The sequence below is a fragment of the Janthinobacterium lividum genome, assembly GCF_011601275.1.
Classification (GTDB): Bacteria; Pseudomonadota; Gammaproteobacteria; order Burkholderiales; family Burkholderiaceae_D; genus Janthinobacterium; species Janthinobacterium lividum_E.
In genome coordinates this window covers 1-23,474 of the sequence record NZ_JAAOLY010000023.1, presented here as the reverse complement: position 1 = coordinate 23,474, position 23,474 = coordinate 1, and the positions used below count along the sequence as shown (strand labels likewise).

Here is a 23,474-nt window from a genome sequence, read left to right as displayed (position 1 = left end):
TGTCTAGAACTTTTTTTCTAGATTGCCGTGCGAGACTAAAATTCGCGCAAGCGGTCGAACAAGTCCAGCAATGCCGCCTCATCGACGAGCGCAGCGCCCTGCCCGCTCAGTTGCCCGCTCAGTTGCCCACTTAGCTGCGCCAGCAGTTCCGCCAGTACCGTGTAGATTTCCTCGCGTTCGACCGTCTCGATGATGCTGGCGCGCCGCTCGATCTTGTTGAATGCCTCGACATAGGCGGCGACCATCGCCTCCAGTGCGGCGGCCACCGCCGTCGCGTCCATGGCGGCGTCGATACCGCGCGTCACGGCCAGCATGTTCTTGTAGGCCAGCGCCGCCTTTTTTGCATACGCGGGGGGAAATATGTTCGCGGCCATCCCAGTCGCGGAACGGGTTGAGCAAGTTGTCAGCCAGCCATTCCGGCTTGCGCGCCTTGGTCACCGACAAGTCCAGTCCCAGCGCCGCCGCCCTCTTGTAGCCGACCTTGATGGCCTTGGCCACATCGGCGGGCAAGCTGGTCAGCCACAAGGCCGACAACTGCGGCAATTGCGTGGCAGATGGAAACTCTTCCGCCGTGTAACCGAACAGGTCATAGGCGGTAAACATCCGCAGCGCGGTCAGCTGCGCCAGGCTGGCCATGTGCGACGCCAGCCCCGGCTTGCCCCAGATGCGCAAGGCCGTCAGATGGGGAAAGCGCTGCGCCACTTGCGCCAGGTCAACGTCTTTCATGCTGACCAGCGACAGGCCGCCCAGTTGCTCCAGGCCGTGGAACGGCGGCAGCGTGTGCGTGCACTGCAGTGTCAGATGGCGGCCATCGGCGCCATCGGCGACGCGCAGCGCCGGCGATGGCACACCGCGCAGCGCGAGCAGGCTCAAGCCTTCGTTCAAAACCAGGCTGGTGACGCCATCGGGCTGCAGGATCAAACGGCTCAAGCCGCTGCCGCTGAAATCGAGCGCCTGCACCGTCGATGATTGCCAGTGCAGCTCATTGATGAAGGGATTGCCCTGTATAAACTCCATCAAGGCCTGCGTGCCATTGCTGGTCTCGATGGACATCAGGCAAGGCAGCTCGGACAGCTCGGACACGTCGCCCAGCGCCTGCAAGACGCTGTCATTGATTTTCGTCGCGTCCTGCCGGAAGACCTGGCCGCCGAGCGTCACTTCACGCTCGTCCGACGCGGACTTGAACCGCTGGCGCCGCAGCGGATCGATGCGCTCCCAGTTGCGCTGGCGCAGCACGCTGTCGCCCACGTTCCAGCCGCTGCGGTAGCTGTTGACTTCCGCATCCACCAGCGGCGCGATATTGCCAACGAGAGTATGGCCAGGCGGCACGTTTGCCGTGGCATAGCAGTGGTCGTGGCGATTATTCCAGAAGAAATAATCGCACAGCAGCGGCCGCATGGCTTGCACGGCCGCCGCATCGGGCAAGGCGTCGCCGGTCCAGTCCAGCTCCAGCACGGCAGCTACCGGCCTGGACGAGGACGTATCCTTGATATGGGTAACCTGGCAAGCCACGTACTGCTGCAGCTCGGGCGAAAACACACTGTAAACATCTCCAACATTCGCTAGCACGCTACATCCTTTTCAGAACACCTGACGGTCGAATGTTGAAACATAGCAAATTTTCAGCGCCCCTGTCGTTCGACTCAGTCCACGTGCAGCTTGTGATGCATTCGCCGCAAGCCCAGCCAGACGGCGGCCGCCACGAACGGCACGAGGGCGCCGACGAGGATTTCCGGATTCACGGGCAGTCCCATCACCTTGGCCGCCTTGCCCGTGTAGCTGAACAGGCCGATCACGTAATAGGAAATGGCCGCGACAGACAGGCCTTCCACCGCTTGCTGCAAGCGCAGCTGCTGCGCCGCGCGGGCGTTCATCGATTGCAGGATTTGGCGGTTCTGCAATTCCTGCACGATGCCCACGCGCGTGCGCAGCAAGTCATTCGTGTTTGCAATGCGCTGCGCCATCGCTTCCTGGCGGCTGGCCATCGCTTCGCACGTGTTCATGGCCGGCGTCAAACGGCGATCCATGAATTCCTCGACCGTCGGGATGCCTTCGATGCGCACTTCGCGCAACTCGTCGATGCGCGCCTTGACCAGACCCATGTAGGCTTTCGAGGCGGAAAAACGGTAGCTATTGTCGAGTGACAGCTTTTCAATGCGGGCGGCCAGGCGCGTGATGCGGTCGAGCAAGGCTTGCTCGGCAACGCCCTCGTCGGCCTTGGCCAAGCCAGGTGCGTCATCCGTGTCGACCATGGCGGCGGCCAGGGTCGCCAGTTCGTTCTCGATGGCATTCAACGATGGCGCCGCCTGCATGGCATAGGGCAAGCCTAATAATGCCATCATGCGGTAGGTTTCGATTTCCAGCACCCGCTGCACCAGGCGGCCCGACTGCTGCGAGCGCATGCCCGCATCGCGGATGACGAAACGGCTGAAGCCGTCCGACTGGATCGTGAAATCCGTCCACAATTCGCCGCCCTGCAACACCTTGCTGCCGGCCAGGGTATTGCCCTCGAACACGCGCGACAATCCCTGCATGAAGATCTCCGCCGGTTCTGTCGCCTGCTCGAGCACCACGTGCGCGGCCACCATCAGCTTGCCCTTCAAACCCACCAGCCATTGCTGCGGCAACTGGGCCAAAGGCATGCGCTCGAACGCCTGTTCCAGGGGCAAGGCTTGCCCCGGATGTTCGGCAAAGGTAAACGTGGCAAATTCCGTGTGGCATTCCCATTTCAGGCGGAAGCGGCCAAAGTCGTAATAGAAGTACTTGGCTTCGGCAGCGGGCGGCGTGACGCCGAAATGCGTGCACAGGGCCGCCAAGGTGGCGTGCTGGGCCACCATATTCGAGGCCCCCGGCGCCGCGCTGTCATCTTTATACACGGCCAGATGGGTGATCAGCTCGGGGGCATCGAGCTGCAAAAACGGCCGCGAGTGGATTTCCGCAGCCAGCGGCACGCGCAAGGCGTGGTTCAAACTGGAGTTAATCAAATGCATGATAGCCAAAGGTAAAGTTGCAAAACTGCTTAGACCCGCGCACGTGGTGTAGCGTCCGCAACATGGGTCTGATTGTCACAGTGTAACAAAGCAGGAAGCATGCCTACCTTTTCAAACCCTGCTCATGCCGTTTTGGCAACCCCCGTCGCACGCTGCGCCGCGCTCTGGCGCGTGCCCAGCCACCAGAAAAACGCGGCCAGCGCCACGGCCGAAGCCTGTCCCAGCGCCAGCTTGAACGCACTGTCGAACAACAACGGTGCAACAAAACCGGACACCAGCGCAAACACCAGCATTTGCACGAAGTTTTGCAGGGAAGCGGCCAGGCCCCGCATCTGCGGGAATATATCGAGCGTCGACATGGTCATGCCCGGCAAGGCCAGCGACATGCCGAACGTGTACAGCATCACGGGCACGACGGCGAACGGGATGCTGGCCGCGAACCAGTGGTTGTAAGCAATATTGAGCGCCCCCGTGGTCGCCATGGCCAGCAAGCCCCAGCGCACCAGCACGGTGCTTTTCACCGCATGGGCCAGCTTGCCCGACAGGGCCGAACCCAAAACCAGACCGGCCACCATGGGGATGAACATCCAGCCGAACGCCGTTTCCGGCAGGCGCAGCAATTCCAGAATGAAATGCGGGGCGGACGCGATGTACAGGGCGAAGCCGCCAAAGGCAAAGGCCACGGCCAGCGAACGCAGCAGGAACGCCCGGTGGCGCAAGGCCAGCCAGTAATTGCGCGCGATGTTGCCGGGGTGGAAGGGTTGACGTTGCCCGACGGCCAAACTTTCCGGCAAGCCTTTCAGGCAAGCCAGCAACAACAGCACCGTGACGGAAAAGGTGAACACGAACGTCGATTGCCAGCCGTAGGCCACGTGCAGCCAGCCGCCGATGATGGGCGCGATGGCCGGCGCGATGCCAAACACCATCATGATATTGGCCAGCATCTTTTGCGCGGCCGCGCCCGACAAGCTGTCGCGCACGATGGCTTGCCCGATCACCCTGCCAGCCCCTGCCGAAGCACCCTGCATGCCGCGGAAAAACAGCAGCCAGCCAAAGCTGGGCGCGAACGCGGCGCCGATGGAGCCGACGGCAAAGATCAGCAGCGAAGCGAGAATCACGGGACGGCGGCCAAACGAGTCGGACAAGGTGCCGTAAAACAAGGTCATGAAGGCATAGGCGGCCAGATAGACGCTCAGGGTCTGCTGCACCAGCACGCTGCTGACGTCGAAATGCGTGCCGATTGCGGGAAACGATGGCAAGAAGGTATCCGTGGCGAACGGACCCAGCATGGCCAGCCCGGCCAGCACGAGGGTCAGGTTTCTCGTCTTCATGCGACCGCCTGCGCAGCATATTGGCGGCGCAAGCCGTCGAGGGCCGCCAGCGAGAAGGCGGCAATATGCCGGGCGATATCGGCGATGCCCGCCTCGTCATAGGTAATCTCGGGCACCACCAGTTCATGCACGATGCGCGAACGGGCATAAAACACCACCTGGCCAATCACGCTGAACACGCATTTCTGCACCACATCGTCCGGCAAGGCCGGCCCCACCACGCCTCGGATCAAGCGAGTGAACAGCGCATGCTGCGGGCGCACATTACGCTCGGCCAACTTGTGGATGGCGGCCGTCGGCTCGATCAGTTCGCGTGCCACCAGGCGGCTGAACAAGGACGCCGGCCCCGAGCGCAGCATGTCGGAGACGAGCGCTTCTATGGCCAGGCGCAACTGTTCCAACGGCGGCATCTGCGCCTGCGCGCTGGCGGCGGCCACGTCGGCAGCCGAGGCGCGCGCCAGGTCGCGCGCATGGTCGAAGGCGGCCAGGTACAGCTCTTCCTTGCCATGAAAATAATAATTGACCATCGCCACATTGACGTGGGCCGCATCGCATATCCTGCGCACGGACGCGAGCTTGTAGCCATCGTCGGCGAACAGCTGGACAGCCGCCTGCAGGATGCGAGCGCGCGCCGGTTCGTTTTCTTTCTCGTTTTCCTTGTCTTGCGTCATGCCATTCCCATCATTTAAACAGTTGTTTGATATTTTTTCAAATTATATCAAACACCTGTTTAATTTTCTGGCGGACGCAAAAAAGCCCGGCGCACCGGGCTTCTGGCAAGAAGGACGGAGATCAGTGCTTCATGGCAGGCATCGGGGACGTGGTGGCGCCCAGCGGACGCGCCACGGCATTGACTTCGATGGTTTCGCGGCGCTTGTCCTCGCCTTCAACGACCAGGGTCAGCGGGATCTTGTCGCCCGCCTTCACTTGTCCTTTCAGGTCCAGCAGCATCACGTGGTAGCCGCCCGGCTTCAGCTCGACGGCTTTACCGGCTGGCAAGGCGATTTCCTTGACCTGGCGCATGCGCATCATATTGTCCGCCATGCTCATTTCATGGATTTCCGCCACGCCGGCCACGGGCGAGCGCACTTCCAGCAAACGCATGGCTTTCGGCGCCGTGATCTGCATGAAGGCGCCCGTGGCTTTTTGCTGCGGAACGGTGGCGCGCACCCACGGGTCGGTGATCTGCACGGAAGTCTGGGCAGCGGCGGAGAAGGACAGCACGGCCAGGGCCGTGGCCAGCAGGGTTTTCAGATGGGTCATGATTATTTCCTCGGTGTGGTTATAAGGTGTATTTCGATTTCATCAGGGTCTTGATGTCCTGCACGCACTCGTCGCCCGTCAACTGGTGCTTCAAGCCCAGGCGCATGCGGCCCTCGGTATCGAGCACATAGCTGATGGCCGTGTGGTCCATCGTGTAGGAACTGCCGCTGGGCACGCGGCGGTAGAAGACCTTGTAGTTGAAGGCCGTCTGCGCCGTGTTCTTCGGGTCCGTGCGCAAGCCGAGGAAGCTGGGGTCGAAGGCGCGCATGTACTCGCCCAACAACTCTGGCGTATCGCGCTCGGGGTCGATACTGATGAAGATCACTTGCAGTTTATCGGCATCCGGCCCCAGCTTCTGGCGGATTTCCACCGCGCGCGACAGGGCTGTCGGGCACACGTCCGGACATTGCGTGAAGCCAAAGAAGACCATCACATACTTGCCCTTGAAGTCGGCCAGGGTGTACACCTTGCCGTCGGGGCCGCTCAATTTGAAGTCGGGCTTGTAATCGCCCCCCGTCAAGTCGAGGCCGTTGTAATGGGGTTTCGGCGCTGGTTCGCAAGCGGCAAGCGTAAGCAATCCCGCCGTGCCGGCGAGAAGGAAAAGACGACGTTTCATGATAATTCCGGCCCGATGGGCGTAGTGGATACAGTTAAGACGTGGAAGGCGTGACTGGGCGTTCAGGCAGCCAAAGGCGGACCGCGCGGGCTGGCGGCCAGCCACGCGAACGGCGCCTGCGGCGCCTGGTAAAACAAGGGCGGATACAGGTCGTGGCCCGTGATGACGGCCAGCGTCGATGCTGGCGAAGGCGGCAAGCCCACGCTGCCCGCATGGCTCATGCAAAACGGGCAATGCTCGATGTGGTGCAGCACGGAACCGGTGGTGGATGTGGCGGCTGGCGCCAGGTCCGCCTGCGTGTAGACGGCGCCGCTGGCCGAGCAGATGTCGACGGCGGCATTGTTCGCGTTCGCGTGGTGCGAAGCAAACGCATACGACAGGGACGGCGACAGCGCATTGAGCAGTATCGCCAGGCAGGCGAACCACATGTGCCACTGTTTGCGCTTCAATAAGTATCCCATGGCCCGATTATAACGGAGTCTGGCTATCCGGGCGCCTGGCCGCGCAGGAACAGGCTGGGGCGCACGCCGGCCACGTCCACGCAAGCGTCGCAAAACGCGGGGATCGAGGCAAAGCCGGAGCCGGCCGCCACTTGCGCCAGGTCGCGCTCGCCTTGTTCGTCATCGGCATCCGCTTGCGCCGCCGTATGCAGCGCGTGCGCCAGACGCTGTTCGCGCACCAGACTGAGCAATGCCTCGCCCTCGGAAAACAATCGCGCCCGGGCTTTGTGCGGCGTCACTTGCCACAGGGTGGCCAGGCGCGCCGCCGTCCATTTGCCTTGCGGCGTATCGAAGATATGCTGCGCCAGCGCCTGGCTCCAGCGCTTGCCGCCGCCGTGGCCGCCATCGGACTCATCGTCTTCCAGCGCCAGGGTGAACACGGCCGGCTTGCCCCGCCCCGGCATCACGTCGCAGGCAAAGCGCAAAAAGGCGGGCACGACGAAACTGTCGCCGCTGGCCAGTTTCTTGGTGGCGATTTCATTATGCAAGGTCACAAAACCCTGGCGCACGGTGACGCGCAGCCGGAGCGGAAAGCGCAAGCCCAGCAGGTGCAAGGGATGATCGGAAACGAGGGCCATGCGTCAGGTCAATATGGTGAACGAGCCGCAAGCATGCCATACATCGCGCAAGCAGTCTGTCATCACAGCGACGCTACGCCATAACGGCGCAAGCCGTCGAGGTCGACGACGCGGATCGATTGGTAGGCAATGCTGATGAGCTTTAGTTCGGCCAGATGGCCCAGCGCCTGGTTCACGCGCTGGCGCGAAATGCCGGTCAGCAAGCCGATTTCTTCCTGCGACAGCTCAAGCACGCTGGAGGTGCGCGGATATAACATGGGGTGGAACAGCTGCGCGATGGCTTGCGCCACTTGCGCGTCGACAGCCAGCAAGCGCTGGTTCTGGATGGTGGCGATGAACTGGCCCATGCGTTCGTTCAGCTGGCGGATGACGAAGGCGTTAAAGGAGAGGCTCTCGGCCAGCAGCAGATGAAACAGGTCCACCGGCACGAGGAGGATGCTCGATGCGCGCACGGCCACCACGTCGTAGCGGCGCAGTTCGCGCTTGAGCACGCTGCCCTCGCCGCACCAGCCGCCGGCCGGCACGCCGGAAAACGTGGCGCCGCGCCCATCGGCGTTGTAGACAGCCAGCTTGATCAAGCCCGTGTGCACGCCGATCCAGTGCACCGACGGTTCGCCGCGCCGCGTGATGAAGGCGCCCGCCTCGACATGCCGCAGTACGCTGCCGGCACGCAACAGGGATTGATGCCGGGGATCGAGGGCCGCGAACCAGTCGTGGCTGTCGAGTTCGGGCACGGCACGTTCTACACTATCGTTGCTATCCATTCCATCCTTCAGACCTGTCACTAAGATGACAGTGATTTTCCAGCACCGGTGCTATGCTAACCGGTATCAATCCCGAAACAGGGAGCTACAAGATTCTTTTACCAGGAGACAAGCATGACAGCTGATTTCAACACCGGCCTCGGCAAAAACAGCGCCAACTACGCCGCCCTCACCCCGCTCGACTATATCGCCAGGGCAGCCGCAGTATATGGCAATCGCCTGGCAATTGCACATGGCACGGTGCGGCAGACGTGGCAAGAAACGTATGCGCGCACGCGCCGCCTCGCCTCCGGTCTCATCAAGCTGGGCGTGGGCACGGGCGATACGGTGGCCGTGATGCTGCCGAACACGCCCGCCATGGTGGAAGCAAGCTTTGGCGTTCCCATGGCCGGCGCCGTCCTCAACGCCTTGAATATCCGCCTCGACCTGGCATCGCTGACGTTCATGCTGCGCCATGGCCAGGCGAAAATCTTGCTGGCCGACACGGAATTTGCCGAGCTGGCGCGCCAGATGGCGGCGCAGATTCCCGGCTTGCGCGTGATCCAGGTCAATGACGTGCTGGGACCGGAAGTGGACGCTTTTTCCGACCTCGATTATGAAAGCTTGCTGGCCAGCGGCGACCCCGACTACGACTGGCAGCCGCCTGCAGACGAATGGGACGCCATCGCCCTGAACTACACGTCCGGCACCACGGGCGACCCGAAAGGCGTGGTCTACCACCACCGCGGCGCGGCCCTGAACGCCTTGTCGAACATCCTGGAATGGGACATGCCCAAGCACGCCGTCTACCTATGGACCTTGCCGATGTTCCACTGCAACGGCTGGTGCTTCCCGTGGACCGTCGCCGCGCGCGCCGGCGTCAACGTGTGCCTGCGCAAGTTCGAACCGAAACTCGTGTTCGACCTGATGCGCGAATTGCGCATCACCCACTATTGCGCCGCGCCCATCGTGCACGCGGCCCTGGCCAACGCGCCCGCCAACTGGCGCGACGGCATCGACTGGACCGTGCGCGGCATGGTGGCTGGCGCGCCGCCGCCTGCGGCCATGGTGGCGAAGATCGAAGCCATGGGCTTTGACTTGATCCACTCGTATGGCTTGACGGAAGTGTATGGCCCGGCCGCCATCTGCGCCGAACAGGACGAGTGGGCGGCCTTGAGCCAGGAAGAGCGGGCCGTGTTGAAATCGCGCCAGGGCGTGCGCTACCACCTGCAAAGCGCCGTCGCCGTGCTCGACCCGGACACCATGCAGCCTGTGGCGGCTGATGGCGAACAGATCGGTGAGATCATGTTCCGTGGCAACATCTGCATGAAGGGTTATCTGAAGAATGAAAAGGCGACGCAGGAGGCGTTCGCCGGCGGCTGGTTCCACACGGGCGACCTCGGCGTCATGTATCCGGACGGCTATATCAAGCTGAAGGACCGCAGCAAGGACATCATCATTTCCGGCGGCGAGAACATTTCCAGTGTGGAAGTGGAAGATGCGCTGTACCACCATCCGCAAGTGCTGGCCGCCGCCGTCATCGCCCAGCCGGACGAAAAATGGGGCGAGACCCCGTGCGCCTTTGTCGAACTGCGCGAAGGCGGCACGGTGACGGAAGCGGAATTGATGGCGTTTTGCAAGAACAACCTGGCCGGATTCAAGGTGCCGAAAGCCATTTATTTCGGCCCCTTGCCCCGCACGTCGACGGGCAAGATCCAGAAGTTCGAACTGCGCAAGCGTATGCAGTCGGACAAGGCCATCGACGTCTGACGGCGGTGATCGCTCAGTCGCGCTTGCCGGCAAGCCACGCCGGCTGCGCCACCACCAGGCGCGAGAAGCTGGCGATGCTGGCCACGGCGGCGAACCCTGCCGCCAGGCACAGCGCATACGTCGTGCCCCGGCTGGCGGAAACGGTGAAGCAATACGCGACGAGCGCCGCGCCCGTGGCTTGCCCGATCAGGCGCGACGTGGCCACCACGCCGCTGGCGCCGCCGGCCCGCTCGGGCGGCGCGCTGCCCATGATGGCTTTCAGATTGGGGGCCTGGAAAAAACCAAAACCGATGCCGCACAAGGCCATGCGCCAGCCGATGTCAAAGACGCTTGGGTGCGCCGGTATCCACACGAGGGTCAGCAAGCCGCCGGCCAGCGCCGCCAGGCCGATGCCGCCCAGCACGCCCGGCGAATAACGGTCGCTCAGGCGTCCGGCCACGGGCGCCATCACGGCCACCAGCACGGCCCATGGCGTCATCAAAAACCCCGTCTCGACGGGCGAACGGCCCAGTGTCACTTCGAAATAGAATGGCAGAGACACAAACGCCAGCCCCTGCGCGGCGAACGTGCAGATGGCCGTCAGCGACGACAGCAGGAATAATGGACGGCGAAACAGGTCGATCGGCAGCATGGGCGCAGCATGCCCGGCCTGGCGGCGCAGCAGCAAGACAAAGAAGACCGCCACGGCCACCAGTTCCGGCAGCAAGGTCGACAGGGCCGCGTGATGGGCCGCATCGCCAAACAATAAGATCAGCAAGCCAAAAGCGCCCACGTTGTACAGCGCCGTGCGCGCGTCGAGGGTGTGACCGGACAGTTTTGTCGCCGGCAGCATGCGGCTGGCCAGGAAAAAGCCGGCCACGCCCAGCGGCACGTTGATGGCGAACAGCCACGGCCACGACGCCGTCGCCAGGATCAGCGAGGCGGCCGTGGGGCCGATGGCGAACGCGACGGCCACCACCAGCGCATTGTTGCCAAACGCGCGGCCCAGCAAGTGTTTCGGATACAGGGCGCGCAGCAGCGCCGTGTTGACGCTCATCATGGCGCTGGCGCCGACACCCTGGAACAGCCGCGCCACCACCAGCGAGGGCAAGGACCAGGCCAGCGCGCAGGCGAGCGAGGCCAAGGTAAACAGGAACATGCCGGAGATAAACACCCGCCGGTAGCCGGCGATTTCGCCGAGGGCCGAGAACGGCAGCAAGGTCGCCACCATGGCCAGTTGATAGACATTCACGATCCAGACGGAGGCGGCCGGCGTCGTGTGCAGCTCGCTGGCGATGGCCGGCAAGGCCGTGTTGGCAATGGCCGTATCGAGCGAGGCCATGCCCACGCCGATGGCCAGCGCCAGCATCGCCCATAAACGGGCGCCCGGCGGCAAGCCGTCCTCGCCCACCATGACGGCTTGCGTTTGCCGCTGCCTAGTCTGCTGCATAAACTACCTGTTCATCTTGCTGGTCCGGGCCATACACTAGCATGGATGGACAGACTCTGCCGGGCAGGCAAGCGCCATCACTTCTGGCAGTCGATGACCTTGAAATCTTTCGAATAACAGATGCGCAACTCGCCCGAGTGTTTTTCATAGCCGAGCCAGCGGCCTTTCAGCTGCGGGTTGTGCTGTTTCATCCACTGGAACAGCTCGTTCTTTGGCATTGTGGAGTCCGGCAACTTCAAGGCCTGGAACAGTTCGCGTTCCTTCTCGAAATATTCCTTCGCCGTATCGAAATCGCAAGCGCCATGCTTTTCCCATTCGCCCTGCAGCAAGGCTTCCCCCGGCTGCATGCACATGTAGGGCAGGATGTCCGACGGCGCCAGTTTCGGCAAATTGCCCTTGCAATAGCGCGGGTGCATGTCCGTCTTGCGCGGCGGCGTCACGGAAATGTCTTCGCAAGTGGCGGGATTGTTCGACTGCGCCCACAGGCCATGCACGATCCAGCCGAACTGGTTGCTCTCGGCGCATTGGAAGGCAGCCTTTTTCGACACGGCGCCACGGCGGCGCTGGCTGTCGCAAAAGCCCGGCGACCACGACAGCGCCAGCATGAAGTAATCGGTAGGCACATTCGTGCTTTGCTTGTAGCACGTGTTTTTCTCGTCCGACGGCTTGACGTCGTAATCGACGTAGCTGACGTTGCGCGGAATGGCGCAACTGGCGTCGGCCGCATGGACGGCGCCAGCGGACAGGCTGAGGAAAACGGCGGCCAGCGCGGGCAAGACAGAGCGAATTTTCATCGTAGTTCCTTCAAGATATAAAAACGCCGGCAACACAGTGCCGGCGCGGTCAGAGCGAAAACATCAGTCACGACACCTGACAAAACCGTAGCGAGCGGCAGTGATTTGTGGCCGAGAAGCGCAACCGTACTTTAGTACGGTGAGCATCGCCGGCCGCAAAGCGCGACGCGCAGTAGGTTTGGTCAGGTGACATCTACTAGCAAACCTTGTGCATCCAGCCATGCGTATCGGCCGCCGTGCCATGCTGCAAGCCCAGCAGCGCTTCGCGCAGGGCCAGGGTGACGGCGCCGTTTTCATTGTTGTTGATCGTCATTTCAAAACCGTTTGCCTTGGCCACGCCCACCGGCGTGATGACGGCGGCCGTGCCGCAGGCGAACACTTCGGTCATGCGGCCCGAGGCGATATCGTCGCGCCATTGCTGGACGGACAATTTACGCTCTTCCGTCGCATAGCCGAGGTCCTTCGCCATTTCCAGCAGGCTGCGGCGGGTGATACCTGGCAACAAGGTGCCCGTCAGTTCCGGCGTGACGACGGTGATCTTCTCGCCATCCTTGTAGACGAAGAAGAGGTTCATGCCGCCCATTTCCTCGATGAATTCGCGGTGCACAGCGTCCAGCCACACGACCTGGTCGCAGCCCTTTTCTTGCGCTTGCGACTGGGCCATCAGGCTGGCCGCGTAGTTGCCTGCGCACTTGGCTTCGCCGGTGCCGCCCGGCGCGGCGCGCACGAAGTCTTCGCTGATCCACACGGTGACGGGTTTCACGCCTTTCGGGAAGTAGGCGCCGGCTGGCGAGGCGAACAGCACGAACAGGTATTCTTCCGACGGACGCACGCCCAGGTAGGGATCGGTGGCGATCATCAGCGGACGCATGTACAGGCTCTCGCCCGTGTTCTTCGGCACCCAGTTGCGGTCTTGCGAAATGAGCGCGTCGCCCGCTTCCAGGAACAGCTCGACTGGAATGGCCGGCATGGCCAGGCGCGCGGCGCTGCGGTTGAAGCGCTCGGCGTTTTGTTCCGGGCGGAAAGTCTTGATGCTGCCGTCCGGCTGGGCAAACGCCTTGTAGCCTTCGAAGATGGCCTGGCCGTAATGCAGGGACGAGGCGGACGGGTCCAGCATCAAGGGGCCGTAAGCCTTCAGTTCACCTTGCTGCCACTTGCCGTCACGGTAAGGAATCACCACCATGTGGTCGGTGAAGATGCGGCCAAAAGCGGGGTTGACCATGCGCGCGGCGCGCTCGGCGTCGGACAAGGGGTGGGCGGACGGGGTGACGACGAGATTCGGTGTGGAAGTGGTCATGGCAGCAATGGGAACTAGTGAACAGTATCCCTATTGTAGCGCCTATAGTGCCCGATCAGGCAAACGTGGATGGCCCCCGCCCCATGAACACATGGTTGCCATCATTTGCGAATGATTCTCGTTTGCGTTAAAATATCAGCCTTCCTTCTTCCCCGCCATGCCTGATACCTGCATGGCGGCGCTATCGAAAGCCGCCATGACCACTTCCTCCCTCCCCCGGTTGCGCGCCAGCACCGACGCCGTGTCCGCGGTGCGCCAGCTTGCCGCTACGCCAAAACAACGGCGCTGGCACTGGAACTGGAAGCAGGTGTGGTTTCAATTGCACTGGCTTATCGGCATCACGGCCGGTACGGTGCTGGTGATCATTGGCCTGAGCGGCGCCACCCTGGCTTTCAAGGATGAATTGCTGGACCTCATGAACCCCGGCGTACGCCATGTGCCCGTGGAAACCCGCACCCCGCTGACCCCTGCCCAGCTGAGCAACATTGCCGCTGCCGAACATGGCCAGCGCGTGGCCTCGGTCACCGTGTATGCGCAAGCGGGCGCGGCGCCACGGCTGTTCTTTGCACCGAAGAACGGCCAGCGGCGCGGCGAGTCCATCTACGTGCATCCGTACACGGGCGCGACCCAGCCTGCTTTGACGGGTGCGGAATTTTTCGAGTGGACGGAATCGCTGCACCGCTGGCTGCTGCTGCCCCGCGATCCGGGCCGGCAAGTGGCGGGCGCACTGGCCCTGTGTCTGCTGGGTCTGGCATTGTCGGGGCTGTATCTGCGCTGGCCCCGCCGTCCGCTGGACTGGCGCACGTGGCTGACCTTCGACCCGGCCCTGAAAGGCCGCTCCTTTTTGTGGAATCTGCACGCCGTGGCCGGCACCTGGTGCCTGGTCGTCTACGTGGCGCTGACCCTGACGGGCATTTACTGGAGCTACGACGTGGTGCGCGACAATATCGACGCCTGGGCCGGCAAGCCGCCAAGGATGGCACAGGCGCCCGCGAAAAAAGGCGGCGGCAAGGAGCAGGCGCCCGCCGTCGACATCGGCCAGGCCTGGACCAGCTTCCAGCAGCACGCCCCCGGCTGGACCCTGGCCAGCGTACGCCTGCCCACGCGCGCCGGCGAAGCCGTGCAATTCACGTGGCTGGCCGGCGATGCGCCGCATGAACGGGCGCGCAGCCGCATGAGCATTGCACCGGCCGACGGCACGGTGACGGAAAACGAGCCGTACAGCCAGCAGGGGCTCGGTGCGCGCCTCGTCAACATCATTTATCCGCTGCACATGGGCACGTATTTCGGCTTGCCGGGGCGCATCATCGTTACCTTGGCCAGCCTGGGCCTGCCCCTGTTCGCCGTCACGGGCTGGATGCTGTACCTGGACCGCCGCAAGGCAAAACGGGCAGTCCAGGCGCAGCGCGCCATGCTGGGCGCCGGCGCAACGGACAAGCAAAATACCGGCTTGCCGACGCTCGTCGCCTACGCCAGCCAGTCGGGCCAGGCCGAGCGCCTGGCCCTTGAAAGCGCGCGTGCCCTGCAGCAGGCGGGGGTGGCCGTCGACGTACAGTCGCTGGACCGTTTTGATCCCGCGCAATTGCGCCAGTACGAACGGACCCTGATCGTTGCCAGCACCTTTGGCGAAGGCGAGGCGCCGGACGGCACGCGCCGCTTTGCGCGCCTGCTGCAAACAACAGCCGGCACGCCGCTGGCGGGCCTGGAGTTCGGCATGCTGGCCCTGGGCGACCGCCATTACAGCGCCTTTTGCGGCTTTGGCCATGCGCTGGCGCAGCAATTGCAAGCGCTGGGCGCCCATCCATTATTCCCGCTGATCGAAGTGGACAAGCACGACCCTGCCGCCCTGGCCGACTGGTCCACAGCGCTGGCCCGCTGCAGCGGCAGCGCCATCGACGCCATCGGCGTGCAGGAAGAAGCGTCGTATGCCAAGTGGCGCCTGGCGCGCCGCGTGTTGCTCAATCCGGGCAGCCAGGGTGGAGAATTGCATGAAATCACCTTGACGGGACCGGCCGACACCATCTGGGAAGCGGGCGCGCTGGCCGAAATCATTCCATGCAACGCGGACGGCAGCGAGGGCGAAGGTAGCCACCCCGACAATGCCCGCCACGCGCCCCGCAGCTATTCGCTCGCTTCGCTGCCCTCCGATGGCGAACTGCAGTTGCTGGTGCGCCAGGAACGCCATGCGGACGAGGACAATCAGGGATTTGGCGTCTGTTCCGGCTGGCTCACGCGTTTCGCCCCGCTGGGCAGCCCCATCCGCCTGCGCCTGCAAGCCAATCCCGCCTTCGCGCCCGCTCTCGTCGACGTGCCCTGTATTTATATCGGCAACGGTTCCGGCCTGGCCGGCTTGCGTGCGCATCTACGCGCGCGCCAGCGGGCGGGGCTGGCCCGCAACTGGTTGCTGTTCGGCGAACGCCAGCAAGCTTTTGACAGCATCTGCGGCACAGAGTTGCAAGGCTGGCTCGACGCTGGCCACCTGGCGCGCCTGGACCGGGTCTTTTCGCGCGATGGCGAAGCACGCCAATACGTGCAGGACCGCTTGCGCGCCAACGCCGGCGAGTTGCGCGCGTGGCTGGCGCAAGGCGCCATCGTCTACGTGTGCGGTAGCCTGCAAGGCATGGCGGCGGGAATCGATGCTGTACTGCAAGAAGTGCTGGGCCAGGAGGGCGTCGACGCCCTGCTGGCGGCCGGACGCTACCGCCGCGACGTGTATTGATCTGGCTCAGCCCATCGCCAACACCGCCCGGCTATGTGGGCAGGCGCACGGTCAGCACCAGCCAACGGACTACAGTAGCGGCATTCCCACCCACTATCTGCGAGACTAGCCATGAAAAACCCCTGGATGAGCATGTACCTGAGCGCCGCCAACCGCATCGCCAACACGGCGCGCGGCCACGCCACGGCCGCCGTCAAGCGCGAGGCGGCAAAAAATACGCGGCAGTTGACGCAAGTGTGGTTCGATTCCTTGCTGCCCGCGGCGGGCAAGCGACGGCGCAGCCGCAAGGCCAAATAAGGGCGGTCACGCGCGGCAACTGGTGCAGTGCATCACAGCAATAAGTTGAAGTTACGACCAGATGAACTAAACTGCAAGCATGGTAGTACATAAGGAAGTGACCGGCAGGCGCCGCATCCCCGCACCGCCGCCGGAACACCGGGAGACGACCATGTTGACGCTCAAAGTGCTGGCCTGCCTTGCCCTGTCGGCCCTGATGCTCGCGCCCCTCGTGTTGAGGGATACGATGCAGCTATCCGCCGGGCAGCAGTTGCAGGTACCGAATGTCGATGCACAAGCCATGTGGAGCCATTGGCCCAAGCAATAATACGCGCTCGGTAACACGTCGCATCGAGGAAAACCGCCATATTGCGGCTGGGGATTTGTTCCCCGTTTTTCTTCATTTCTCAGTGCCTCAACCCTCTCCCTCTTCACCATATTTTTGATCCAGGTCATGGATTTGAAGCGTCGCTGCGTCCACACTGGAACAGTCCGCTTCGCACAGTGACGGACTTAACCGGGAGCATCGGCATGGGTAAATCGCATTGGAAGGAAGAGATGGCGCTGGGTGTTCCCGTCATCGACGAGGCGCATGAGGCGCTGTTTCAGGAGCTGGCGCGGCTGCAGCAGTTGAGCGACCAGCATTTCAGCGTGGCGTTTCGCGAGCTGATTGCGGCCGTCGAACGCGATTTTCGCGAGGAGGAGGATTTGATGGAAGAAATCGCCTTTCCCTCGCTGGCCAACCACCGCGAACAGCATGCCCGAGTGCTCAGCGGCCTGCACCATGCCTGGGCCGCCGTCGATGAAGGCGATCTGGAACAGGGCCGCCATGCGCTGTCGCTGTTGCCGCAATGGCTGATCTTCCACCAGGCCACCATGGACCTGGCCCTGGCGGCGGCGCTGGAACTGGTGCAGCGCCAGCCCAACTAGTTTCTACAGCAGCAGCACCGTCGCCTGCTCGGGCATGACCACGCGGTAGTGTCCCGGGTATTTGTCTTCACCGTCGAAAATCTTGCAAAACACGGGCTGGTTGATGTCGTTGACGGCAGCCTCGTTCATGGGCAAGGTGGCGATCAATTGCTCGCCATCCATCAACTGCAAGGCGCTGCCCCGTTCCACCGCGCAAAAGGCCAGCGATTGCACGTCGCTGGCGAACGGCCGCTTGTACCACGGCGTGATGGCCCGCACGGCGCGCCGGGCGTCGCGCAAGACTTGCCCCACGCGCGTGACGTTCCACGCATCGCGCGCCACGGCGGGCTGCAGCACGATATTCGCCGTCAGCTCGCCCCTGCCCTTGTTCACCAGGAAAGTACCGTCCTGCGCGGCGATGTCATCGTTGAGCGGCACGACAAACACGCCGCCGTCGGACACCTTGATCGGCATGGGCGCGCCATTGCCTTGCAAGGCCACGCGCACGTCGTCGATAGTGGCGCTCAGCTTGGCAGGAATCAGACGCAGGGCCATGACCACGCTGCCGCTCGACACTTGCCACACTTTCCTGGCCGTCAGATAGCTTTCGCGGTAAGCCGTGAAGCGCACGCGCGGCGCCTTGGCGTCGCTGCTGGCCGTGATCGTCACCGTTTGCGCAGGCAAGGCTTCCTCGGCGGGCGCCGTTACCTCTGGCGCTGACGCTGCTGGCATGGCTGGCGCAAGGGGTGGCGATACAGGTGGCGATACGGCGGCGGCGGGCGGCACGCTGGCGCTCTGCAGCGGCGCGGGAACAGCCGGCGGCGGCGCGTGTTCCTGAGCCTGCCCCAGCGACACGACACACAACCATCCGGCACAAGCGATCCATATACGCATGCATTTCTTTCAATGAGGAAAATATTTGTCAGCGCCTGCATTATCGCAGAAGGCCAGCCGATGCGCCGCCAATAGCCTGCCCGCACTCCTGTCTGCACTCTTTCGGTGCGTACGCTTGATTATTTGGCAAATATCACTTATATTGATAATGATTCTTATTTACAAAATTAACAAGAATCGCGCGCTTTTCTTTTCCACTGCCCGACCGCGCCGGGCCTTGCTGTGGAACTGCTATCCAAGCCAGACCACGGGCCAGCGTCACGCCATCCCCCAGCTACTGCGCACCTCGCCAGACGAGATAGGAACACTCACGACTAAAAATATTCCAGGAAAATGATGCAATCAACGACAGTCCTCTCTTCTTCGCGCCGGCCCGCCTTGCGCCCCCTCCCCCATCTGTTACACATCAGCTTGCTGAGCCTTGCCGCCGGCGTGGTTTTGCCCGCACAGGCCGCCGACGACGCCGCGGCCGACGTCACCATGCCGGCCGTCACCGTACTGGGCCAGTCGACGGCTACCACGGAAGGGACGCAGTCGTACACGGCAGGCGAAGCGCGCAGCGCCACGCGCATGGAGCTGACCCTGCGCGAGACGCCGCAATCGGTCAGCGTCATCACGCGCCAGCTGCTCGACGACTTGGGCGCCGTACGCCTGGACCAGGCGCTGGCGCAGACGACGGGCATCCAGGTGGGGCAGAACGACACGGAACGCACGCGGTTTTATGCGCGCGGCTTCGGCATCGACAATCTCCAGATCGACGGCATGGCGCGCGGCGGCAATGCGCCGCTGCAAGACACGATACTGTACGACCGCATCGAGGTTGTGCGCGGCGCCACTGGCTTGATGGGCGGTAAGGGCGATCCATCGGCCACCATCAATATGATACGCAAGCGGCCAACGAAAACCTTCCAGGCCAGCGCCGGTCTCATCATGGGCCGCTGGGATGACCAGCGCTTCGAAGCCGACCTGTCCACGCCGCTGAACGCGGAGGGCAGCGTGCGTGCGCGTACGGCCCTGGCCTGGCAAAAACGCGATTCCTACCTGGACATGTATCACGAACGCAAGACGGTCGGCATGGTCATCGTCGAGGCGGACTTGCGCCCCGGCACCCTGCTGACGGCCGGTGTCGACTTTCAGGACAACAAGCCCACGGGCGCCACCTGGGGCGCCGTGCCCTACTGGAACGCGGACGGCAGCCTGGCCAACTTGCCGCGCAACACCAGCCTCACGACGCCATGGAGCACCTGGGCCAACAAGCAGCACACGCTGTTCACGTCGCTGGACCAGCGCCTGCCCGGCAACTGGAATATGCACCTGGGCTACGCGCGCACGGAAAGCACGAACCGCACCACGGTCGCCTATGCGGGTGGCGGCCATCCCGACCCGGCCACGGGCAAAGGCATGCTCCTGTGGACGGGCGCCTATGGCCCGGGCAAGACCACCAACGACAATTTCGACCTGTACGCCAGCGGCCCGTTCACCTTGCTGGGGCGCAAGCATACGGCCATCATCGGCTGGAACGGCGGCAACCAGCGCGCCCGTTCGCTGGGTGGCGAGGCGGACATCGATTACCCGGCCTTCGTTCCCGATTACCGCAGCTGGACGGGCAACATTCCCCGCCCCGTCTTCCATCCGGACGGCTCGCACACGGAAGCCGTCACGCGCCTGGCGGGCGGCTATGTGGCCACGCGTTTGAGCCTGGCCGATCCCCTGCATGTCATCATCGGCGCGCGCAGCAGCAGCTACCGCACGGATACGCGCAACTACAACACGCAGGGCATGTACACGGGCAGCAGCGACCTCGTGGAGACGCGCAATGAAGTGACGCCTTATGTGGGCGCCGTGTTCGACATCAACAAACAGTATTCGGCCTACGCCAGCTTCACGCAGCTGTTCAATCCGCAGACGAGCAAGGACCGCAACAACCAGTTCCTGGCGCCGGAAACGGGCGACAATGCGGAACTGGGCATCAAGGGCGAATTCTATGAAGGCAAGCTGAACGCGTCGGCCGCCCTGTTCCACACGAAGAAAAAGAACCTGGCGGAGCTCGACCGCACGGTGCCGCCCGGCTTCTTGCTGCCCGACGGCGGCCAGGCCATGGTGGCCAATGGTGCCGGCGTGACGGCCAAGGGCGTCGAGTTCGACGTCTCCGGCCAGATCACGCCCGCCTGGGAAGCGAGCGGCGGCTATACCTATCTGCATGCGGCCGAGGCCGATGGCCGCCGCGCCGCCACCACGCAGCCGCGCCACTTGCTGCGCCTGGCCACCAGCTACCGTTTCGACGGCCGCCTGGCGGGCTTGAGAGCGGGCGCCAGCATGACGGCGCAAAGCGCCACCTACAGCGAGTCGTGGTACGGCCGCCCGCCATCGAACGCGATCACGAATATTCCGCAAGCGGGCTACGCGTTGGTCAACGCCATGGCCAGCTACGCGCTCAACCGCCACGCCAGCGTGCAGCTGAACGTGAATAACCTGTTCGACAAAAAGTACTACCGCAACGTGGGCTTCTTCGACGGCATCTTCTGGGGCGAACCGCGCAACATCAGCCTGGCCGTGCGCACGGCGTTTTAAGTACGCCAGTGCGCGGGCGCCGGCAAGGTAAAGCCTGCGAGCAAGGGCCCGCCCACGGGCGCCAGCACGGCGGCGGCGACTTGTTCGAAGGCGCGCTGACCGGCAGGCAAGTCGGCCGCCGTCAAGCGCAAGGCACCGTCGAGCTGCGCGGCGGTGGCGGGATCGAACGCCTGCAGGCGGCGGAACAGGTGCTTGCCGCCGCCGCTCCACTGCCCCGCCGCGCGCAGGTGCAGGTCGGCCAGCGCTTGGTACAGCTGGCAAGCGACGGCCAGCGATTCGCCCGGGTGCGTGCTGTCGACCAGGTCTTCCAGCGCGGTGGTGATGGCGTAGCGCCGGCGCTGCAGGTTCTCCACGCCGAGCACGGGCGGCCCGGCGGCGGCGAATGCTTGCGCCAGCGCAAGCAACTGCGCGTAATGCTCGCTTGCAGCGAGGATGTTTTCCCCTTCCACCACCATCATCGCCAGCGGCACCGTGCCGCCCGGCGCATCCATTTCCTTGCAGAAATACGTGAAGGTGGCCAGATCGTGCGCGAACAGTTCCACCGTGCGCCCCTCGGCCACGATAGTGTCGCGCCAGGCGCAGTCGACATGGTCGAACAGCAGCAGCAAGTCGATATCGGAACTGGCCGTTTGCCGGCCTGTGGCGAACGAGCCGCCGATGATGGCCGCCACGGCCGTGGGATAGCGTTCCTGCACCAGCCGTTGGGCAATCGCGCGGATGGCGTCGTAGGTGGGGATCGTCGTCAAAGCCTGTGCTCCATGTCGATAAAACGCTATCCTACACGCTATCCACACACGATAGGCGGCATGCCGCCATCCTGCTACACTGGCGCCATCTGACCGAGGAAGAAACATGGAATACGACTGCATCGTGGTGCCCTCGCCCGTGGGCGAGCTGACCCTGGTGGCGCGCGGCGCGGCCCTGACCGCCATCCTGTGGGAAAACGACAAGCCGAACCGCGTGCGCCTGGGCGCGATGCGCGTCGATGGCGGTTGCGCCGTGCTGCAGGAAACGGCGCGCCAGCTGGCTGAATATTTTGCCGGCACGCGCCAGCAATTCGACGTGCCGCTCGATTTTGCCGGCACGCCATTCCAGCAGGAAGTCTGGCGCGCGCTGCTGACGATACCGTACGGCCAGACGCGCAGCTATGGCGAGATCGCGCGCCAGATCGGCCGTCCCGCCGCCGTGCGCGCCGTGGGCGCCGCCAACGGCAAGAATCCCATTTCCATCATCGCCCCCTGCCACCGTGTCATCGGCGCTACGGGCGAGTTGACGGGTTTTGCGGGCGGCCTGCATGCCAAGGAAACGTTATTGGCGCTGGAAGGCATTTCCCTGTCCAGCGACCGCGAAGCGCTGAAGACGGGCCACGCCCGCCGCCGCGCCGTGCACGTCGATACGGCGCAAGGCTGCTTGTTTTAAGCGGCGGCATCGCTCCCCTTGTGGGATACTGACGCCCTCCGCTCAAGCAAACACATCCTATGCCCTACCTTGTCATCCTGTTCTTTGTCATCCTGTATTTGCTGGCCACGTTCTTTTTCCACATCCCCGCCGTTGCCGCCCTCGCGTATGGCGTGCTGAGCCTCGGCTGCTTCGTTGCTTATGCCATCGACAAATCCGCCGCCAAGGAGGGCCGCTGGCGCACGTCGGAACGCACTTTGCTGTTGCTGGGATTGTTGTGCGGCTGGCCTGGCGCCGTGCTGGCCCAGCAATGGCTGCGCCACAAGTCCAGCAAGCGCTCGTTCCGCGTGATATTCTGGATTACGGTCGCCATCAATATCGGCGCTTTCGTGTATTTCAGCATGCATTACGCGGCGCCCGATATCGGCACCGAGGTGGCTCCCATCGAACTGTAGGCTTACTCGCCCAGCAGGCGCAGCGATTCCAGCCAGTCCGCCTTCCATTCGCGCAGCAAGGGCTGCGTGGCAAATGCCTTTTTCAGGTGCGCCATCGGCACGCGGTGCACGTCGTGCAAGCCGAACGCCAAGGTCACGGGATGCCACAGGTGGCTATTCTTGCCGCCGCGCGAATTCTTGCGCACGCGCGCGCCATCGTCGCCAAAGATGCCCACGCCACTGGCCAGTCCCTGGTCCAGGTCGACCTTGCCCACGCCGGCAAAGGCCATCAAAATCTGCTCGCGCCCCAGGCCCTTCAGGGCGCTGGGCAGGACGGCGGGCGCCTTCTCCGCCGTTTCCTCGGCCGGCTGCGGATGCTGCAGCTCCTTGAGCAAACGCAACAGATCGCGCTCCTGGAAATGCAAGCCGTCCAGCGGCACGCGCAAGCCGGGCGCCTTCAGTTCGATGGCGATGTTGCTTGAATCGCGCGTAAAACGCAGCCACACGTCGTCGGCGCCCGAGGCCAGGTGCTCCTTGTCGCCAATAAACACGATGGGCGCCGCATAGCGCATCACGCCGTCATGGAACAGTTCGGCCCATGCTTCGCTGTAATCGAGCCAGACAAACGGCAAGCCGCCCTGCTCCAGCAAGCGCGCCAGGGTCCACGGGGTGCCCGTCTGTTCGGCCAGCCAGGCGCAGGCTTCAAGTGCGGTAGCGCGATATGGCAAAGGGTGGGAGGTCATGGCAATTCCGTCGATAAAAGTGGAGCGCAGTGTAGCAGACTGACGCCCTCGCCCCTTCCGCAAACGCAGCGGGCGCGCTTTTTTTGCGCGATGTGCTAGGCTGGAAACATCAGCACGTGCCACGGCCACCCCGGCAGCGTGGCGCACCACCGCGAGGGAATCATCATGCATTCCAGCACCAACGCCGCCACCGCACCCGCCCCGCCACCGGAGCGCGAT

23 protein-coding genes are annotated in these 23,474 nt (G+C 63.6%); 8 read left to right on the top strand and 15 right to left on the bottom strand.

Features of this window, described 5'->3' with window-relative positions; all coding sequences use genetic code 11:
- Nucleotides 1–78: 78 nt before the first annotated feature.
- The 9 genes from GYK42_RS25620 to GYK42_RS25580 form a co-directional block, all read right to left on the bottom strand.
- Nucleotides 79–1,539 (bottom strand): hypothetical protein, encoded by a 1,461-nt coding sequence (locus GYK42_RS25620; protein ID WP_205711555.1) that lies wholly within the window; start codon nt 1,537–1,539, stop codon nt 79–81.
- A gap of 104 nt (nt 1,540–1,643) precedes the next feature.
- Nucleotides 1,644–2,990 carry a DUF3422 family protein gene (locus GYK42_RS25615; RefSeq protein WP_166449791.1) on the bottom strand — a complete coding sequence of 449 codons (1,347 nt, stop codon included), beginning with the start codon at nt 2,988–2,990 and terminating at the stop codon, nt 1,644–1,646.
- Between the two features lie 122 nt (nt 2,991–3,112).
- Nucleotides 3,113–4,321 (bottom strand): multidrug effflux MFS transporter, encoded by a 1,209-nt coding sequence (locus GYK42_RS25610; protein ID WP_166449790.1) that lies wholly within the window; start codon nt 4,319–4,321, stop codon nt 3,113–3,115.
- The gene (locus GYK42_RS25605) at nt 4,318–4,992 is read right to left on the bottom strand and encodes a CerR family C-terminal domain-containing protein (RefSeq protein WP_166449789.1); all 675 of its coding nucleotides are present in this window, start codon (nt 4,990–4,992) and stop codon (nt 4,318–4,320) included. Before GYK42_RS25605 ends, GYK42_RS25610 begins: the two co-directional genes overlap by 4 nt.
- A 121-nt stretch (nt 4,993–5,113) precedes the next feature.
- Nucleotides 5,114–5,584, bottom strand: a complete 471-nt coding sequence (locus GYK42_RS25600) for a copper chaperone PCu(A)C (protein ID WP_205711554.1) — start codon at nt 5,582–5,584, stop codon at nt 5,114–5,116.
- A gap of 19 nt (nt 5,585–5,603) precedes the next feature.
- On the bottom strand, nt 5,604–6,200 hold the full coding sequence (locus tag GYK42_RS25595; RefSeq protein ID WP_166449788.1) for an SCO family protein: 597 nt from the start codon (nt 6,198–6,200) through the stop codon (nt 5,604–5,606).
- 62 nt (nt 6,201–6,262) lie between these two features.
- Nucleotides 6,263–6,649 carry a DUF2946 domain-containing protein gene (locus GYK42_RS25590; RefSeq protein WP_166449787.1) on the bottom strand — a complete coding sequence of 129 codons (387 nt, stop codon included), beginning with the start codon at nt 6,647–6,649 and terminating at the stop codon, nt 6,263–6,265.
- Nucleotides 6,650–6,684: 35 nt separating this feature from the next.
- Complete coding sequence (locus GYK42_RS25585) at nt 6,685–7,278, bottom strand: AraC family transcriptional regulator (protein ID WP_166449786.1); 594 nt, start codon at nt 7,276–7,278, stop codon at nt 6,685–6,687.
- Nucleotides 7,279–7,340: 62 nt separating this feature from the next.
- Entirely contained in the window at nt 7,341–8,042 is a 702-nt protein-coding gene (locus GYK42_RS25580) for a Crp/Fnr family transcriptional regulator (protein ID WP_166449785.1), read from the bottom strand.
- A 114-nt stretch (nt 8,043–8,156) separates the two neighbouring features.
- Here GYK42_RS25580 and GYK42_RS25575 point away from each other — a divergent pair, with 114 nt between their 5' ends.
- The gene (locus GYK42_RS25575; RefSeq protein ID WP_166449784.1) at nt 8,157–9,791 is read left to right on the top strand and encodes an acyl-CoA synthetase; all 1,635 of its coding nucleotides are present in this window, start codon (nt 8,157–8,159) and stop codon (nt 9,789–9,791) included.
- Nucleotides 9,792–9,804: 13 nt separating this feature from the next.
- Here GYK42_RS25575 and GYK42_RS25570 read toward each other — a convergent pair whose 3' ends face one another.
- From GYK42_RS25570 to GYK42_RS25560, 3 genes are all read right to left on the bottom strand, one after another.
- A complete protein-coding gene (locus tag GYK42_RS25570) occupies nt 9,805–11,220 on the bottom strand; it encodes an MFS transporter (RefSeq protein WP_166449783.1) in 1,416 nt (471 codons plus the stop codon).
- Between the two features lie 77 nt (nt 11,221–11,297).
- Complete coding sequence (locus GYK42_RS25565; RefSeq protein ID WP_166449782.1) at nt 11,298–12,014, bottom strand: ribonuclease T2 family protein; 717 nt, start codon at nt 12,012–12,014, stop codon at nt 11,298–11,300.
- Between the two features lie 196 nt (nt 12,015–12,210).
- Nucleotides 12,211–13,311, bottom strand: a complete 1,101-nt coding sequence (locus GYK42_RS25560; RefSeq protein WP_058050799.1) for a branched-chain amino acid aminotransferase — start codon at nt 13,309–13,311, stop codon at nt 12,211–12,213.
- A 196-nt stretch (nt 13,312–13,507) separates the two neighbouring features.
- Here GYK42_RS25560 and GYK42_RS25555 point away from each other — a divergent pair, with 196 nt between their 5' ends.
- The 4 genes from GYK42_RS25555 to GYK42_RS25540 all read left to right on the top strand — a co-directional run bounded on the left by GYK42_RS25555 (nt 13,508) and on the right by GYK42_RS25540 (nt 17,236).
- Nucleotides 13,508–16,030 (top strand): PepSY domain-containing protein, encoded by a 2,523-nt coding sequence (locus tag GYK42_RS25555; protein WP_166449781.1) that lies wholly within the window; start codon nt 13,508–13,510, stop codon nt 16,028–16,030.
- Nucleotides 16,031–16,141: 111 nt separating this feature from the next.
- A complete protein-coding gene (locus tag GYK42_RS25550) occupies nt 16,142–16,327 on the top strand; it encodes a hypothetical protein (protein ID WP_166449772.1) in 186 nt (61 codons plus the stop codon).
- A gap of 151 nt (nt 16,328–16,478) precedes the next feature.
- A complete protein-coding gene (locus tag GYK42_RS25545; protein WP_166449780.1) occupies nt 16,479–16,634 on the top strand; it encodes a hypothetical protein in 156 nt (51 codons plus the stop codon).
- A gap of 203 nt (nt 16,635–16,837) precedes the next feature.
- Nucleotides 16,838–17,236, top strand: coding sequence for a bacteriohemerythrin (locus GYK42_RS25540; RefSeq protein WP_166449779.1), 399 nt, complete (start codon nt 16,838–16,840; stop codon nt 17,234–17,236).
- Nucleotides 17,237–17,239: 3 nt separating this feature from the next.
- Here the strand turns inward: GYK42_RS25540 and GYK42_RS25535 are convergent, their stop codons facing one another.
- A complete protein-coding gene (locus GYK42_RS25535; protein ID WP_166449778.1) occupies nt 17,240–18,109 on the bottom strand; it encodes a hypothetical protein in 870 nt (289 codons plus the stop codon).
- A gap of 336 nt (nt 18,110–18,445) precedes the next feature.
- On the opposite strand from GYK42_RS25535, the gene GYK42_RS25530 reads away from it, so the two are divergent.
- On the top strand, nt 18,446–20,680 hold the full coding sequence (locus tag GYK42_RS25530; RefSeq protein ID WP_166449777.1) for a TonB-dependent siderophore receptor: 2,235 nt from the start codon (nt 18,446–18,448) through the stop codon (nt 20,678–20,680).
- On the opposite strand, the gene GYK42_RS25525 is transcribed toward GYK42_RS25530, so the two are convergent.
- Nucleotides 20,677–21,426 carry a nucleotidyltransferase domain-containing protein gene (locus tag GYK42_RS25525; RefSeq protein WP_166449776.1) on the bottom strand — a complete coding sequence of 250 codons (750 nt, stop codon included), beginning with the start codon at nt 21,424–21,426 and terminating at the stop codon, nt 20,677–20,679. The two genes, GYK42_RS25530 and GYK42_RS25525, sit on opposite strands and share 4 nt — an antisense overlap.
- Nucleotides 21,427–21,532: 106 nt before the next feature.
- Between GYK42_RS25525 and GYK42_RS25520 the strand changes: the two genes are divergently transcribed.
- Both GYK42_RS25520 and GYK42_RS25515 read left to right on the top strand, forming a co-directional pair.
- Nucleotides 21,533–22,099 carry a methylated-DNA--[protein]-cysteine S-methyltransferase gene (locus tag GYK42_RS25520; protein ID WP_166449775.1) on the top strand — a complete coding sequence of 189 codons (567 nt, stop codon included), beginning with the start codon at nt 21,533–21,535 and terminating at the stop codon, nt 22,097–22,099.
- A gap of 59 nt (nt 22,100–22,158) precedes the next feature.
- Entirely contained in the window at nt 22,159–22,533 is a 375-nt protein-coding gene (locus tag GYK42_RS25515) for a DUF1294 domain-containing protein (RefSeq protein ID WP_166449774.1), read from the top strand.
- 2 nt (nt 22,534–22,535) lie between these two features.
- Here GYK42_RS25515 and GYK42_RS25510 read toward each other — a convergent pair whose 3' ends face one another.
- The gene (locus tag GYK42_RS25510) at nt 22,536–23,255 is read right to left on the bottom strand and encodes a hypothetical protein (protein WP_166449773.1); all 720 of its coding nucleotides are present in this window, start codon (nt 23,253–23,255) and stop codon (nt 22,536–22,538) included.
- Nucleotides 23,256–23,474: the final 219 nt, after the last annotated feature.